The 15,437-nt window shown below is 62.4% G+C and carries 15 protein-coding genes; 11 read left to right on the plus strand and 4 right to left on the minus strand.

Annotated features, from left to right (window positions below; genetic code table 11):
• Window positions 1-16: 16 nt before the first annotated feature.
• Complete coding sequence (locus KUL25_RS19795; protein WP_068355152.1) at window positions 17-223, minus strand: SlyX family protein; 207 nt, start codon at window positions 221-223, stop codon at window positions 17-19.
• 75 nt (window positions 224-298) lie between these two features.
• Between KUL25_RS19795 and hisS the strand changes: the two genes are divergently transcribed.
• From hisS to KUL25_RS19815, 4 genes are all read left to right on the plus strand, one after another.
• A complete protein-coding gene (gene hisS / locus KUL25_RS19800; protein WP_257894463.1) occupies window positions 299-1,774 on the plus strand; it encodes a histidine--tRNA ligase in 1,476 nt (491 codons plus the stop codon).
• Window positions 1,771-2,883, plus strand: a complete 1,113-nt coding sequence (locus KUL25_RS19805) for an ATP phosphoribosyltransferase regulatory subunit (RefSeq protein WP_257894464.1) — start codon at window positions 1,771-1,773, stop codon at window positions 2,881-2,883. The genes hisS and KUL25_RS19805 overlap by 4 nt, the downstream gene beginning before the upstream one ends.
• Window positions 2,880-3,566 carry an ATP phosphoribosyltransferase gene (hisG, locus tag KUL25_RS19810; protein WP_257894465.1) on the plus strand — a complete coding sequence of 229 codons (687 nt, stop codon included), beginning with the start codon at window positions 2,880-2,882 and terminating at the stop codon, window positions 3,564-3,566. Before KUL25_RS19805 ends, hisG begins: the two co-directional genes overlap by 4 nt.
• 202 nt (window positions 3,567-3,768) lie before the next feature.
• A complete protein-coding gene (locus KUL25_RS19815) occupies window positions 3,769-4,752 on the plus strand; it encodes a porin (protein WP_257894466.1) in 984 nt (327 codons plus the stop codon).
• Window positions 4,753-4,811: 59 nt separating this feature from the next.
• Here KUL25_RS19815 and KUL25_RS19820 read toward each other — a convergent pair whose 3' ends face one another.
• Window positions 4,812-5,243, minus strand: a complete 432-nt coding sequence (locus KUL25_RS19820; RefSeq protein ID WP_257894467.1) for a DUF1489 family protein — start codon at window positions 5,241-5,243, stop codon at window positions 4,812-4,814.
• A gap of 61 nt (window positions 5,244-5,304) precedes the next feature.
• Window positions 5,305-5,997 carry a phytanoyl-CoA dioxygenase family protein gene (locus KUL25_RS19825; protein WP_257894468.1) on the minus strand — a complete coding sequence of 231 codons (693 nt, stop codon included), beginning with the start codon at window positions 5,995-5,997 and terminating at the stop codon, window positions 5,305-5,307.
• 126 nt (window positions 5,998-6,123) lie between these two features.
• Here KUL25_RS19825 and KUL25_RS19830 point away from each other — a divergent pair, with 126 nt between their 5' ends.
• The 6 genes from KUL25_RS19830 (at window position 6,124) to KUL25_RS19855 (ending at window position 12,567) form a co-directional block, all read left to right on the plus strand.
• Window positions 6,124-8,625 carry an adenosylcobalamin-dependent ribonucleoside-diphosphate reductase gene (locus KUL25_RS19830; protein ID WP_257894469.1) on the plus strand — a complete coding sequence of 834 codons (2,502 nt, stop codon included), beginning with the start codon at window positions 6,124-6,126 and terminating at the stop codon, window positions 8,623-8,625.
• A gap of 1 nt (window position 8,626) precedes the next feature.
• Window positions 8,627-8,761 carry a hypothetical protein gene (locus tag KUL25_RS19835; RefSeq protein ID WP_257894470.1) on the plus strand — a complete coding sequence of 45 codons (135 nt, stop codon included), beginning with the start codon at window positions 8,627-8,629 and terminating at the stop codon, window positions 8,759-8,761.
• A 148-nt stretch (window positions 8,762-8,909) separates the two neighbouring features.
• Window positions 8,910-9,845, plus strand: a complete 936-nt coding sequence (locus tag KUL25_RS19840) for a lipid A deacylase LpxR family protein (protein ID WP_257894471.1) — start codon at window positions 8,910-8,912, stop codon at window positions 9,843-9,845.
• Between the two features lie 246 nt (window positions 9,846-10,091).
• Window positions 10,092-11,090 carry a Hint domain-containing protein gene (locus tag KUL25_RS19845; protein WP_257894472.1) on the plus strand — a complete coding sequence of 333 codons (999 nt, stop codon included), beginning with the start codon at window positions 10,092-10,094 and terminating at the stop codon, window positions 11,088-11,090.
• A gap of 249 nt (window positions 11,091-11,339) precedes the next feature.
• Entirely contained in the window at window positions 11,340-11,960 is a 621-nt protein-coding gene (gene rpsD, locus KUL25_RS19850) for a 30S ribosomal protein S4 (protein WP_257894473.1), read from the plus strand.
• Between the two features lie 127 nt (window positions 11,961-12,087).
• Entirely contained in the window at window positions 12,088-12,567 is a 480-nt protein-coding gene (locus tag KUL25_RS19855) for a pyridoxamine 5'-phosphate oxidase family protein (RefSeq protein ID WP_257894474.1), read from the plus strand.
• A gap of 44 nt (window positions 12,568-12,611) precedes the next feature.
• Here the strand turns inward: KUL25_RS19855 and KUL25_RS19860 are convergent, their stop codons facing one another.
• The gene (locus KUL25_RS19860; RefSeq protein WP_257894475.1) at window positions 12,612-13,592 is read right to left on the minus strand and encodes a sterol desaturase family protein; all 981 of its coding nucleotides are present in this window, start codon (window positions 13,590-13,592) and stop codon (window positions 12,612-12,614) included.
• 271 nt (window positions 13,593-13,863) lie between these two features.
• Between KUL25_RS19860 and KUL25_RS19865 the strand changes: the two genes are divergently transcribed.
• On the plus strand, window positions 13,864-15,285 hold the full coding sequence (locus KUL25_RS19865) for a homospermidine synthase (RefSeq protein WP_257894912.1): 1,422 nt from the start codon (window positions 13,864-13,866) through the stop codon (window positions 15,283-15,285).
• The last annotated feature ends 152 nt before the right edge of the window (window positions 15,286-15,437 follow it).

Consider the following 15,437-nt stretch of genomic DNA (forward strand, 5'->3'; position numbering starts at 1 on the left):
AAGGATCTGGGGCGCTTCACCAGTGTGGCGGCTTCTGGTCGGCCAAGGGGATGGAGCCGCTGTTGCCGGCGACTTCCCGTTCTGCCTCACGGGACATCAGCATTTCGACACGGCGGGTCAGAATGGCGATTTCAACGTCCTGGCGGGCGACAACGTCGGACAGATCATCCACGGCCTTGGCCAGGTGGGCCAGTTGCTCTTCCATCTCTACGGTCTTTGACATGTCCATCGGCCTCCTTGCCCCGGCGCACCCCACCCGTTAGACGGTGCGCGACGCGATTTGAAGGCATCCTAGCCCATGGCCAAGCAGAAAAAACAGCCCCGCCCCAAGGCCGAGACGCCTAAGGGCTTCCGTGACTATTTCGGCGCGGAGGTCGTGGAGCGGCAGGCGATGCTGTCGAAGATCGCCGAAGTCTATCACCGCTATGGCTTCGACCCGCTGGAAACAAGCGCCGTGGAGACGGTGGAGGCGCTTGGCAAATTCCTCCCCGACGTGGACCGCCCGAATGAAGGCGTCTTTGCGTTCGAGGAAGACGACAAGTGGCTGGCGCTCCGCTACGATATGACAGCGCCTCTGGCCCGTGTCGCGGCGCAGTACCGAAATGATCTGCCCTCGCCCTACCGGCGCTACACCATGGGGCCCGTCTGGCGGAACGAAAAGCCCGGCCCGGGGCGCTTTCGGCAGTTCTACCAGTGCGATGCCGACACCGTGGGTGCGGGGTCCGTGGCCGCAGATGCCGAGATTTGCGCGATGTTGTCCGATTGCCTGGAGGCCGTGGGCATCGAGCGCGGCGATTACGTGGTGCGCGTTAATAACCGCAAGGTGTTGGACGGTGTGTTGCAGGCCTTGGGGCTTGAAGATGATGATGAAATCACGCGAGCAGCGGTCCTGCGGACGATCGATAAGTTCGACAAGGTAGGAATTGAGGGTGTTTGGCAGCTGCTAACCAAGGGTCGACTTGATGAATCTGGGGCCTTTATTGATGGCGTTGGCTTAACGATTGAGCAAGCTCAGATCATTGGGCAGTTCTTGCAATCTAAAGGTGATGATGCCCAGGAGACTTTTGGTCTACTGTCGCAATTAATTGGTGAGTCAGTCAGAGGCGCGGCTGGTATCGAAGAACTCGAACAAATAGCCGACCTCCTCGCCGCCCAAGGTTATGGCCCCGACCGCATCGTCATCGACCCCTCGGTCGTGCGCGGCCTCGGGTACTACACCGGCCCCGTCTATGAGGCAGAGCTGACTTTTGACGTCCAAAACGAGAAGGGCCAGACGGTGCAGTTCGGCTCGGTCGCCGGCGGTGGGCGTTATGACGATTTGGTCAAGCGCTTCACAGGGCAGGAGGTTCCGGCGACGGGCGTCTCCATCGGCGTTGATCGCTTGCTGGCCGCTCTGCATGCGACGGGGAAACTCAAGGGCGAGGATCCTGGCCCGGTGATCGTGACCGTGATGGATCGTGATCGGATGGCGGAGTATCAGGCCATGGCCGCGACCCTGCGTAACGCGGGCATCCGGGCGGAGGTCTACCTTGGCAATCCGAAGAACTTCGGCAACCAGTTGAAGTACGCGGACAAGCGGCGCAGCCCGGTGGCGATCATCCAGGGCTCGGACGAGGCCGCGCGCGGTGTCGTGCAGTTGAAGGACTTGGTGCTTGGCGCGAAGCTGGCCCAAGACGCCACTTTGGAGGAGTGGAAATCCCAACCCGCCCAGACCGAAGTCGCGACAGCAGACCTTGTGGCCGAGGTTCAAGCCATCATCGCGCGCCACCAGTGACGGACAAAGCCGCCATACGGGCCGAGGCCGAGGCGCTTCAGGCCACTTTCAAAGGTGCCGTCCCGGTGGACGCGCCGATGTTGGTGAGCGCGGACACGCTGCTTGACCTTTATGGCGAGGACATCCGCGCGCGCGCCTACACGACCCATGACCCGGACCGGGGCGAGATGATGCTGCGCCCTGACTTCACCGTGCCGGTGGTCGAAATGCACATGCGCGATGGGGCGGAGCCTGCGCGCTACACCTACCTTGGCGAAGTCTTTCGGATGCAAAGCGTGGGCGCGGGTCTGCCGTCGGAGTATTTGCAGGTGGGGTATGAGGTCTTCGATCGCACCGCGCCCTTGCAAGCCGATGCGGAAGTGTTCGCGCTGTTCTCCAAGGCACTGGCCGATGTGCCGACGCGTGCAGTCACCGGCGATATCGGCGTGCTCCTGGCGGCCATCGAGGCACTGTCCACGACCGAGGCCCGCAAGGCGGCCCTGCGCCGCCACGTCTGGCGTCCGCGCCGATTCCGCGCGCTGCTGGATCGCTATACCGGCGCGGCACCTGCGCCCCATGGCCGGGAGGCCTACCTGGCGGCCGCGCGTGCGCAAGGCCTCGCGGCGATGATCGCGCAGGCGGGCCCACCGATTGGTCTGCGCACGACCGATGAAATCAACGCGCGGCTTGCGCGTCTGGAGGCCGAAGCCGAGGCGCCGATGATCGATGCGATGGAAGCCGAGGTGCTGACCGAGCTTCTGGCCCTGAAAGCCCCCTTGGTGCAGGCCACCAATATTCTGTCGAACTACGCGGTGGACTTGCCGGGATTGCAGGGCGCGGTCGACCGTTTTGCGGCCCGGGTCGAGGCGCTGGCCGCCGCGGGTGTCGCCGTCGATACCCTCCCGTTCGAGGCCTCATACGGGCGCACGCAGATGGAATATTATGACGGGTTCGTCTTCGGCATCCTTTCGGCCACGCCCGGCCAGCCGCCGCTCGCCACCGGGGGGCGCTATGACGCGCTGACCCGCGTATTGGGAGCCCGACAAGGAGAAGACCCCCGGGAAATCCCCGCCGTCGGCGGGGTGATCCGGCCTGAACTGGTGCTTGCCGCACGGGAGGCCGCGCAATGATCACGTTGGGGGTGCCCTCCAAGGGGCGGTTGATGGAGAAGACGTTCCAGTGGTTCGCCGACCGCGGGATCGAGATGCGCCGCACCGGGTCGGACCGTGACTATGGCGCGGAGATTGCCGATCTGCCCGTGGAGCTGCGCCTGCTCGCGGCGGGAGAAATCCCGCGTGAGCTGGCCGCCGGGCGCATCCATTTGGGCGTTACCGGAAGTGATCTTGTGCAGGAGCGAATCCCCGCCTGGGATCAAGCCGTCGAGGTTGTGGCCGAGATGGGATTCGGCCACGCCGATCTGATCATCGCCGTGCCCGCATGGTGGGTGGATGTCACCAGCCTGGATGATCTGGACGCAGTGGCGGCAGATTTTCGCAAACTCCACGGTCATCGCTTGCGGATCGCCACGAAATATCATCGGCTCGTGCGGGATTTTCTGCGCGACAAGGGCGTCGCCGACTACCGGCTTGTCGACAGCCAAGGTGCCACCGAAGGCACCGTGGCCCATGGCACCGCCGAGGCGATTGCCGACATTACCTCTACCGGAGAAACATTGCGGGCCAATCACTTGGCCATTCTGGGCGACGGGTTGATCCATCGCTCTGAGGCGACGCTGTTCCGGTCCCGGACCGCCCCTTGGGGCGACGCCGAGCGCGCAAGCCTTGCGGCAATTTCCGCGCGGCTTGACGGATAATCCGCCACCTAGGCCAGGTTCCGCCGTTGTGGCAAGGCGGTCACGGCGCAAGACAAACCGCCTAAGACGCAGGTCCGGAATCCCGCACTTGAGGCTTAACCATTCGTTAACCTAAGTTAAGCCCACACATGCTTAACGGGGATTTTTCCCGAAAATTTCTTTTTTTTCATCAGACCGGTTTTTCGGTCAAAGGACGTATAAAATGATCAGACCTGCCATTTTTGTGGGGGTGCTGGCAGCACTCCCTTCCGTTTCACTTGCACAAGGCATCACGTTCGACGGCGCAGCCACCCTGGGGTACAGCTTCACCACCGTCAATGACCTCGGCACCGACATCTCCCTGAACGGTGCCTCGCTTGATTTCGACGGTGACCTTGGCTTCAGCGATGAATTCAGCGTTGGCCTTGGGTTCAGCTTCGGGTCCAGCAACCTGGAAGTGACCGGGCTGCCCAATGACATCAACATCGATCTGCTGAGCCTTTCGATCGAGCCCGAGTACCGCTTCAGCAACGGCGCCTATGTCGGCGCCTACTACCGCATGGGCGACCTTGACGTTGCACTTGTGGGGCCGCTGACGATTGGCCTTGATACCTCGCAATACGGGATCTTCGGTGGCTATGATTTCGGTCAGGGCCACGTGGAGGTTTTCTACGGCCAGTCCCAGTTCACCGACAATGCGCTTCTGGGGGCCTTGGGCAATACCGATGTCACCGATTACGGCATCTCGGCCTCCTACCAGGCGATGCCTGAGTTGGACATCTTCGGCAGCGTCCTGCGCACGGACGTCGACCTGGGCGGCACGGATCTGCACTTCACCGCGTTTTCCATCGGCGCGGAATATGACGTGACGCCCGAACTTGCCGTCTATGGGTCCGTCGGTCAGACGATCATCGACCTGAGCGCCCTTGGCGCCCCCGATGACATCACGGCGACGGGCCTGACGATTGGCGCCTCTTACGACCTGACCAGCGCGGCGTCGATCCCGATGTACGTGAGTGCCGAGTACTCGCATACCAATCTGGACCTATCTGTACTTGGGCTCACCACTGATCCGACCGTGGACCGGTTCGCCGTGGGTCTGACGATCCCGATCGGCAACGGCTCTGGTGCGGCGCTGAACTCCAACACGCGGACAGCACGGGGCGAGTACCGCTCGGCCGTGGCGGCGGTGTTCAACTCGTTCTAAGGTGATGCAATACGATTTTGAGGCCGGACATCGTGGGGTGCCCGGCCTTTTTCATGCAGCTAAAGCACGCCGATCTCGGCCAGGGCGCTTTCCAGTTGCGGCGGCAGTGCCTCTTCCTGCTTTGAGCCCGCCCGCAGGTCGCGCGGAGCATCGGTGGGCGAGAGGTAACGCCAGCCCTGGAAAGCCCGCTTGGGCGTGGCGGCGACGCGCGTCACGTTGGGGTCCAACACGATGCCGCAACGGTTTATGCCATCGCCGCGATCCACCGGATCGAAGCGCACGATGGGTTGGCGTGCAAGGATCACACCCTTGAACACCCAATACAAAGAGCCGCCGTTCAGCACCTCATCGGCGCGTTTGGGCCACATCCGTGTGACGTGGCGCGGCAGTCCATCGGGCCCCTTGGCGCGGGGGGTGGTTTGCCACTCCAGAAGATCCTCTACGCAGGTCGCACCGACGCAGAGCTTCAGAATATGTGTGGTAGTGCTCACGGCTCATCCCCCAAGATGATGTGCGCGGTAAGCTAACACGTGGCGCACTGTGGGCAAGGGCTCAGGCCAGGGGTTTGGCGAAGTTGCGCGGATTACCTGTGGATGGATCAAGGATCGGGCCATCGGAATACTGCGCAAGGTAGGCGCGGCGGGGACGCTCGGTAGTATTCGCGCCTGACCGGTGCAGGGTAAGGGACGAGAAGATCACGATGCTGCCAGCGGGGCAGGGCAGGGCTTCCCCCGCGTCGGGGCCGTCGTAACCGACCTTCTCCTTGCCGATGTCGTCCCAATGGTGCGGGTCAATGTGGCCCTCGCGGTTCAGGTCCCGGGGAAGACATGACAGCGACCCATTCTCCAACGTCGCGTCGTCCAGGGCGATCCAGACCGACAGGTACGGCTTATGGGGGAAAGGCACGTAAGCTCCGTCCTGGTGCCATGCGAAAGAGGCCCCGGTGCGTGGGCCCTTGACGACGAATTGTTCGTTGAACAGATGCGGGTCTTGCAGGGCCATGGCCGTCACGGCGCGCATCTGGTCGCCGAACAGGAAGGCTTCAACGTCCGGGAAGTCTTCGTGGCGTTTGTGCAGGAACAGCCGATCCGCGCCGCGATTGATGTCGTGGTTGCCGCCGTCCGCCGCAGAAGGCTCTGCAATCAGGGCGTCGGACGCTGTGCGCAGGGCGGCCAGGGCGTCACCCCCTACGCGATTGGGCCAGATTGCATAGCCCTTGCGTTGAAATTCAGCTTTGATACTCACAGTGCTTTCCTCACGGTAGGGCCCATTTGACACGGGTTCGGTGACGACGTCTGGTCTAGGGGCGACATTTATGGCATACGGTTTATGTTGACGCCCCCCGCTCAAATTGATCAAGGACTGGTGCCCGTGACCCGTTTCTCCGCCCCCATTGCCGAACAGATTTGGGATATGAAGTACCGCCTGAAAGAGGCTGACGGCACGCCGATCGATTCCTCGGTCGAAGATACCTGGCGCCGTATCGCGCGGGCCCTGGCGGCAGTGGAAGAGGACGCGTCGACGTGGGAAGACCGTTTTTACACCGCCCTGGAGGACTTCAAGTATCTGCCTGCGGGCCGCATCGTCGCTGGTGCGGGCACGGGGCGCAGTGTGACGCTGTTCAACTGCTTCGTGATGGGCACGGTGCCGGATTCCATGGGCGGTATCTTCGACATGCTCAAAGAGGCCGCCTTGACGATGCAGCAGGGGGGCGGGATCGGCTACGATTTCTCGACCATCCGGCCCAAGGGGGCGGACGTGAAGGGCGTGGCGGCGGATGCGTCCGGCCCGCTCAGCTTCATGGACGTCTGGGACGCGATGTGCCGCACGATCATGTCGGCGGGTTCGCGGCGCGGCGCGATGATGGCCACGATGCGCTGCGACCACCCCGATATCGAGGATTTCATCGCCGCAAAGCAGGACCCCGCCCGTCTGCGCATGTTCAACATGAGCGTTTTGGCGACAGACCCCTTCATGGAAGCCGTAGAGGCGGACGGCTCGTGGGACCTGGTCTTTGGCGATCGCGTCTACCGCACCGTGCAGGCGCGGGATCTGTGGAACAGGATCATGCGCGCGACCTATGACTACGCCGAACCTGGCGTGATTTTCATCGACCGGATCAACGCCGAGAACAACCTGAACTACGCCGAGACCATCTGTGCAACGAACCCCTGCGGCGAGCAGCCTTTGCCGCCCTATGGTGCTTGTTTGCTTGGGTCCGTAAACCTCGCGCAACTGGTGGAGCGGCCCTTCGAGGCCGACGCGGATCTGGATTCAGACGCCTTGGGCGATATCGCCGCCACGGCGATCCGCATGATGGACAACGTCGTGGACGCCTCTCGTTTCCCGCTGGAGGCGCAGGCGCAAGAGGCCGCCGCGAAGCGTCGGATTGGCCTGGGTGTCACGGGGCTGGCCGACGCGCTTGCCATGTGCGGCTTGCGCTATGGCGCGCCGGAGGCGGCAGCCAAGACCGAGGAATGGATGGCCCTGATCGCCAACGCCTCTTACCGGGCGTCGGCATTGCTGGCCGCAGAAAAGGGCGCGTTCCCGCTGTTTGACGCAGCCGAATACGCCAAGGCCCCGATGGTGAAACGGTTGGACGCCGACGTGCAGGCGCTGATCGCGAAGCACGGGTTGCGCAACGCGCTTTTGACCTCGATCGCGCCCACGGGCACAATTTCGCTGTTTGCGGGCAATGTCTCGTCGGGGATCGAGCCGATCTTCGCCAACGCCTACACTCGCAAGGTGCTGCAAACAGATGGCACGCGGACGGAAGAGGAGGTCGTGGACTTCGCCGTCGCCGCCTGGCGCGATTTGCACGGTGACACGCCGCTGCCGGACTATTTTGTCAACGCCCAGACGCTGGCGCCGCTGGATCATGTTCGTATGCAAGCCGCCGCACAGCCGTGGGTGGACAGCAGCATCTCCAAGACGATCAACGTGCCCGAGGATATCAGCTTCGAGGCCTTCAAGGACGTCTACGCCGAGGCCTATGCGACTGGCTGCAAGGGCTGCACCACCTACCGCCCCAACGACGTTACGGGGAGTGTGTTGAGTGTGACGGAGGAGAAAGCAGAAGCTGCGATGCATGCAACATTCGGGGACGCCCTACTTTTCCATCTCGCAGATTCAGGAAAAAAGGGCACCGACGTGGTGCGCGAGTCTGGTGTTTCACATGATGTAGTGAAGAAATTGATGACCCGAAAATCATCTTCGACAAGTGCGGAAAACGCCGTGCTGATCGCCAAAGCCTTCGGCATGGATCTGGAATACTTCATGCAAAAGACTGACGCCCCCGAAGTCGTCGCCCAAACCGACGCCGAACCGCTCCAACCCCATGGCGACGTCATCTACATGTCCGAGCCGCTCGACCGGCCTCAGGCGCTGGAGGGCAACACCTACAAGGTCAAATGGCCCGACAGCGAGCATGCGCTTTATATCACCATCAACGACATCGTCCTGCAGGGTCACCGCCGTCCGTTCGAGGTCTTTATCAACTCCAAGAACATGGAGCATTTCGCCTGGACCGTGGCGCTGACCCGGATGATTTCCGCCGTGTTCCGGCGCGGGGGCGACGTGTCCTTCGTGGTGGAAGAGCTCAAGGCGGTCTTCGACCCGCGGGGCGGGGCGTGGATGAACGGCAAATACGTGCCTTCGATCCTGGCGGCGATTGGCGGCGTGATCGAAAAACACATGATCCATACCGGCTTTCTGGCGGGGGAGGGGATGGGCCTGAAGTCCGATCCGCAGGCCGAGGTCGTGAACCTGGGCCTGCGTCCTGGCCCGGCCTGTCCCGCCTGCGGGCAGCATGATCTGCGGATGGTCGAGGGGTGCCTGACCTGCGGCAGTTGCGGCCATTCCAAGTGTGGCTGACATGCGGTTCCGACGGGTGGAGGATCATCTGATCACGCTTCCCTCGGGACGCTTGCTCTGGCGCCGTGGCCATTGGGCCCGGATCCCCGAGCCGCTTGAGCGAGAGGCCGCGGCCCTCCGCGATCTGTTCGACTAGCGCCCTTTGGGTGTCACCCCGATGCCTCAGCCCGAAACGTTCCGGGGCGTTTGGGCCGATTTCATGCAAGTTGCCCACAATCGGTGCTAAAAACGCCACAAATCACCGGCATCGATGCCGGAACCAAAAAAAAGTACGGGCAGTAGCAATGGCATTCTTGAAACGTGGGGCGCTGGCCCTTTCCCTATTGTTGGCGTCCTTGGCCGGGCCGGGGCTGGCGCAAGACAGTGGCATGACGCGCCTTGGGGTCACGCAAATTTTTTCCAACGATTGGTTCGGCATGCCCATCGGCGACCGCTTTGATCGGTGGCGCACCGGGGCCTACCAGGTCAGCGGTTTCTGGGGCCGCGATGAGTGGGACGGCGCCTTGCCTTACACGCCATTCGCCCTGATCGAGTTCCGCTTTCGCGGCGAGATCATCGCCCCCGACAACCTTGCCGTCCCCGCGGCCGACGACCGCCGCTATGCGCCCGCGCTCTATTTCGGGGCCGCAACCCATTTCGATTATCAGGGGCTGGAAGTTTCTGCCGGGGCAGACCTGGTGCTGACCGGCGATCAAACCGGTCTGATGAACCTGCACGATGGCATTCACCGCACTTTTGGCGGGTCCGACGTGGATCTGCGAAACTTCATGATCGAAGACGGCACCTACCTGAACGCGACGGTCGAGGCCGGACGCTCGTTCCATCTGGGTGCCAGCAGCCTGCGCCCCTTCGTGGAAGCGCAGGCCGGGGTGGAAAACCTGTTGCGTGTCGGCGCCGATGTTCGGTTTGGCAACTATGATCCAGAGGCGCTGTTGATCCGCGACGCGACCACGGGCCAGCGCATTGTGGGCATTCCCGGCGGTGGCGTCGGTGGATGGAGCTTTTCGCTTGGCGCAGACGCGGCCTATGTCGAAAGCTCGGTCCTGTTGCCGTCCAATGGCCCAGACGCCGAAAACCTGCGCTATCGTCTGCGCGGCGGCGTGGGCCGAGGCTATGGTCCGGCGGATTTCTTCTATGGCGTGACGTATCTGTCCGAGGAATTCGAGGGTCAATACGAGGGGCAACTGGTGGGCACCCTGTCGCTGATGCTGCAATTCTGAGTATCCCCCTGCGTCCTTGGGGACTCACCCCGTCACAGTTTTGCGAATCACCCTCTTCCCAGAGCGAATCACCTCTGCTAGCGTCCTTTCCAAGGCCCGGGGATAAACCACCGGGTTACGCCAAAAACCGGCGAGGCAAGGGCATACACTATGGGTACGGGCTTTCAGGGCGCGTTCGTGATTGCATGGGCGCAGACCTGTATTGAGGGATTTCCGGCAGAACCAGAAATAGAACTGGTTGAAGGGATGAGTTGGAGCTGGCATGGCCAGCTGATGCCGTTGGAGGGTGATCCATCGGCCCTTCTCCTGACAGCCAGCCGGGATCAGGATGAGCTTCGTGCCCGAGCGGCGCGGGTGGTGCGCAAACTCTTGCAGCACCCCGCGCCGGGCCCCGCAGAATTCGCCGCGTCCGACGCCGATCCCCTGTTTCGTGGGGCGTTTATCGTCAGCGATGGCGCGAAGTTTCATACCGTCGTTCCGATCTTGCTGGAAGATGGCGCCGCGCCGCTGCTGTTGTTTGCAGGCAATCCGCCACCCTCAGGGCGCGAGTTGACGGTCGTGCACCGCAACGAGGAAACCCTCACACCGACCCCGTCTGATGCGCCCTCGGTGATCTGTTTCACGCCGGGCACACGCATTCGCACGGAAGACGGCGACGTCGCGATTGAAGAGCTCGGCACCGGCGATCGTGTCTTGACCCGCGACAATGGCCCGCAAGAGGTTCTGTGGTCCGGCCACCGCCGCATGTCCGGCGCGCGCCTGTTCGCGATGCCTGATCAACGACCGATCCGGATGCGCGCGGGCGCGTTGGGGATCGACCGGCCCGACGATGATCTGATCGTCTCGCCCGAACATCGGGTACTTGTCACCGGACGCGCCGCGATGGACCTCTGGGGTGAGCATGAGGTTTTGGTGCGCGCCGCCGATCTGGTGGGCGACAGCCGCATCACCGTCGACCATTCCCTGCGCGAGACGTTCTATATCCACCTTATGCTGGACCGGCACGAGGTCGTCTGGGCCAATGGCATGGCGGTGGAATCGTTCCACCCCGGCTTCATGGGTCTCGATCATCTGACCAACCTGCAACGCAATTCAATGCTCGAGATGCGGCCTGAACTGGCCGACAACCCCCACGCCTACGGCGCGCCCGTGCGGCGCATGTTGAGCCGGGCCGAGGCAGCGATCCTGATCCATGGCGCGCCCACCAAGCCGATTGCCGAAAGATCCGCCTTCACCGCGCATTGACAGCCCCCTGAACCCGCTTTAGAGACCGCCCAGGTCCCGGCAGAGATGCCGGGGTTTTTATTGGTGTTGGTGGCCCCCGCAAGGGGAGCCCTGTCGCAGTGCAAGCTGAGAGGACAACGCCCTTTTCCCTGGCCCCATGGCGAGGTTCGAATTGAGACCCACGGTTGCCGGGCGCATGCGTCCACGACCCGAAAAGTGGGAACCGGTTTTCGGATCAAGTTGTGGAGCCATAATAAAAGGAGATCAGCCGTGACCAAACGCACGTCTGCCAAGTACAAGATTGACCGCCGGATGGGTGAAAACATCTGGGGCCGTCCGAAATCCCCCGTCAACCGTCGTGAGTACGGCCCCGGCCAGCACGGTCAGCGCCGCAAGGGCAAGCTGTCCGACTTCGGTCTTCAGCTGCGCGCCAAGCAGAAGCTGAAGGGCTACTACGGCGACCTGACCGAGAAGCAGTTCCGCCGCATCTATGCCGAAGCCGAGCGTCTGCGCGGGGATACCGGTGAATTCCTGATCGGCCTGCTGGAGCGTCGCCTCGACGCCGTCATCTATCGTGCCAAGTTCGTGCCGACCGTGTTTGCCGCGCGTCAGTTCGTGAACCACGGCCACGTCACCGTGAATGGCCAGAGGGTCAACATCCCCTCCTACCGTGTGAAAGAGGGCGACGTGATCGCCGTGCGCGACAAGTCCAAGCAACTCGCCGTTGTTCTGGAAGCCGTGCAACTGGCCGAGCGTGATGTGCCTGACTACATCGACGCCGACCACAACAAGATGACCGCCACGTTCGTGCGCACCCCCGGTCTCGGCGATGTGCCGTACCCGGTCGTGATGGAACCGAACCTGGTTGTGGAATTCTACGCGAAGAACTGATCTTCGCATCCCATGCAGAATTCAGAAGGCCGCCCCATCCGGGCGGCCTTTTTCGTGGGGCGCACATGGAACCCCTTCGATGCAATAGCCGTTGTCTTGCCGAGACTTGTTCAAAAGGAGGCATACAATGGCCGATCTGAAGCACGAATTCTGGGACCGCATTGAAGACATCCGCTCGGGCATGTTGGGGATCAAGGGGCAGGGCCGTCTGGTGCCCATGTCGCCGCAGGTCGACGACGATGTCCCCGGCGCTATCTGGTTCATCACCGCCAAGGGGACGGGCCTTGCCAACGGCGTGGCCGCTGGCCCGCAGCCCGCGCAATTCGTGGTCTCCGATGATGGAGAGGGGCTCTACGCCGATATCGACGGCATGCTGGAGCATTCCACTGACCGCGAGGCGCTGGACGAGGTCTGGAGCTTCGTAGCCGATGCGTGGTTCGACGGTGGCAAGCACGACTCGGACGTCTGCCTGCTGAAGTTCACGCCCGCCTCGGGTGAAGTGTCCATCACCGACGGCGGCGGCGCTAAATTCCTTTACGAAATCGCCAAGGCCCATCTCAAGGGCGAGACGCCGGATTCCGGTCATCAGGGCGACGTGGTCTTCTAATCGCCCCACCTGCGCGGCATGTACCAAGCGGATCGCATGCTGCCTCAGCGCCCGTGCATCCGCTTTCTCCGCGCAGCAATCCGGGCCTGCGCGGCCTGTGTGCCGTCATGGAACGACCCGAAAAGCTTGTCCCAGGGGATCTCCAGGCTGCCGTAATTACACTCGAAATAGCGGTGGTGCATTTGGTGATGGAACGTCCCCAGTCTCAGCCTGTTACGGTCGCGGATCACCATCCCCTCGAACCCGGTGTGGGTCGTGGCGGCAGTCAGGGCGTAGTACTGTAAATGGAACAGGATGTGCACCGGATGGGCCGCCACGATGAAGTGGATCAGCACCGAGCCCAGGAAAATAACATGCTCCACCGGGTGCATCGACAGGCCCGACCAAGGGCCAACGTTGATGTTGCGATGGTGCAAGGCGTGGACGTGTTTGTAGAGGAACGGCACGTGCAGAAGACGGTGGATCCAGTAGAAATAGAAGCTCTCCCAAATCGGGATCAGGAAAAAGAGCGCGATGAACCAGACGGGGTTCGCCGCCCAGGTCAGCCACGGCGCATAGCCGTTGGCCATCGCCCAGAGCAACAGGACCTCATAGGCCGTCCAGATCGTCACGCCCGACGCGAGCGTCCAGAACATGTTATCGCGGATCTGGCCGCCCAACGTGAACTGCCGCCCGTTCACCATCAGCGGGCGCGGGTCGTATTTGAGGCGCTGGCCCTGCTTGGTGAAGGTGTAGAACCACAAGTGCAACCCGCCCGCCACAAGGGTCATCAGGGCCAAGTTGCGCAGCAGCATCAGCGCGATCGCGCCGGGTTGCAGCGTTGCCATGGCCTCCATCGGCGGTTGCAGCCATGTCCATGAGATGAACGCCACCGCCACGAGGATCAACCGTTCCGAGATCAGAAACCACGAATCCCAAAACCAGCGCAGCACCTCCCACGGGCGCAGAGGCCAGCGGAAAAGGGGCGAGACCTGAAGCGGCACGTCCGGCGAATGGTGCCACCCTTTGAGCGGAGTTTCAGTCATCGTAGATCCTTGCACCTGTAGCATCAGATACCAAACCCGGACGATTTGAAACCGTAAAGATGGATCGCTTCGGTTTGGGGTCCCCTGATCGCGCCGTCTTTTCGGGCCCCCGTCGCGTGGGGCAGGGGGCCAGATACTGGGCCTTGGTTGCGTTGCGCCACCCCAAAAGCGTCGCCGCCGAGGCGGAATACCCGGTAGACCCGAACCCCGCTTGGTTTTCTTTTCCGTGCCCGCGTCTTAAGACATGAACAGGTTCTTGAGAGGAGAGATGATGGCGCAGGCGCATCCGGTTTACGCGAAGATTGACGGCCCGATCGTGATGATCGGCTTCGGCTCCATTGGCAAAGGCACGTGGCCACTGATCGAGCGGCACTTTGAGTATGACCGCACGCGGTTCACGGTGATCGAACCGGACGCCCGCCAGCACGACTTCCTGCGCGACAATGATCTTGCCTTCGTGGACACCGCCCTGACGCCCGAAAACTACCGCGACGTGCTGGGAGGTCTTCTGGCGCCCGGCAAGGGGTTCTGCGTGAACCTGAGCGTGGATACGTCCTCACTCGATCTGATGCGGTTCTGCCGGGAAATCGAGGTGCCCTATATCGACACGGTGGTGGAGCCCTGGGCCGGCTACTACTTTGGCACCACCGATAATGCCGCGCGCACGAACTATGCGCTTCGCCAGGCGGTGCGCGATGAGAAGGCGGCCAATCCCGGCGGCTCGACGGCTGTATCGTGCTGCGGCGCGAACCCCGGCATGGTGTCGTGGTTCGTGAAAGAGGGACTTTTGACCCTTGCCAAGGATCTGGGCCGCGCGGACGCTGCCCCAACCGACCGGGCCGGATGGGCGAAGCTTATGCAATCGCTTGGCGTCAAGGGCGTTCACATCGCCGAACGTGACACGCAGGTGCGGCTGGAGCCACGCCCGCGCGATGTCTTCGTGAACACGTGGTCGGTGGAGGGCTTCATCTCGGAAGGGTTCCAACCGGCGGAACTGGGGTGGGGCACCTTCGAGCCGTGGTTCCCGCCAAACGGCCACCGGCAAGAGACAGGCTGCCAAGCCGCGATCTGGATGGAGCGCCCCGGCGCCGTCACCCGCGTCCACACCTGGTGTCCGACGCCGGGCGCACAGTTCGGCTACCTGGTGACCCATAATGAGGCCGTGTCGATCAGTGACTACTACACCGTGGGCGAGGGGCAGACGCCCGAATTCCGGCCCACCTGCCACTATGCCTACCATCCTTGCGATGACGCGGTTCTCAGCCTCCATGAAATGTTTGGCGGCGGCATCACGCAGACCGAGCATCACATTCTGGGCGAGGACGAGATCGTGGCGGGTATCGACGAGTTGGGCGTGCTTTTGTACGGCCACGCTAAGAACGCGCTGTGGTTCGGATCTCGCCTGTCGAATGAGGAGGCGAAATCGCTCGCGCCGTATCAGAACGCCACCGGCTTGCAGGTCACCTCTGCGGTGCTGGCGGGCATGGTCTGGGCGTTGGAAAATCCGGGTGCGGGGATCGTGGAGAGCGACGAGATGGACCACGCCCGCTGCCTGGAAGTTCAACGTCCGTACCTGGGGCCGGTGGAGGCCCATTATACCGATTGGACGCCGCTTGATGATCGCTGGTCGTTGTTTGATGAAGACCTGGATTTCAACGAGCCGTGGGCGTTCCGGAACGTGCTGGCCACATGAGATATGCGCGGGTGCTCAAGCTTGAGCATCTTGGTAAGGCATTGAATTCATGAGATGTTAGATTTGATCTTAACGGTTTGTAAAGGGTTTGAGAGGGGGGGCACCCACCCTGCGGCGGACTGCGGGTAAATTGCGCGCTGCGTGTAGGCGGG

The sequence above is a fragment of the Gymnodinialimonas phycosphaerae genome (assembly GCF_019195455.1).
Lineage (GTDB): Bacteria > Pseudomonadota > Alphaproteobacteria > Rhodobacterales > Rhodobacteraceae > Gymnodinialimonas > Gymnodinialimonas phycosphaerae.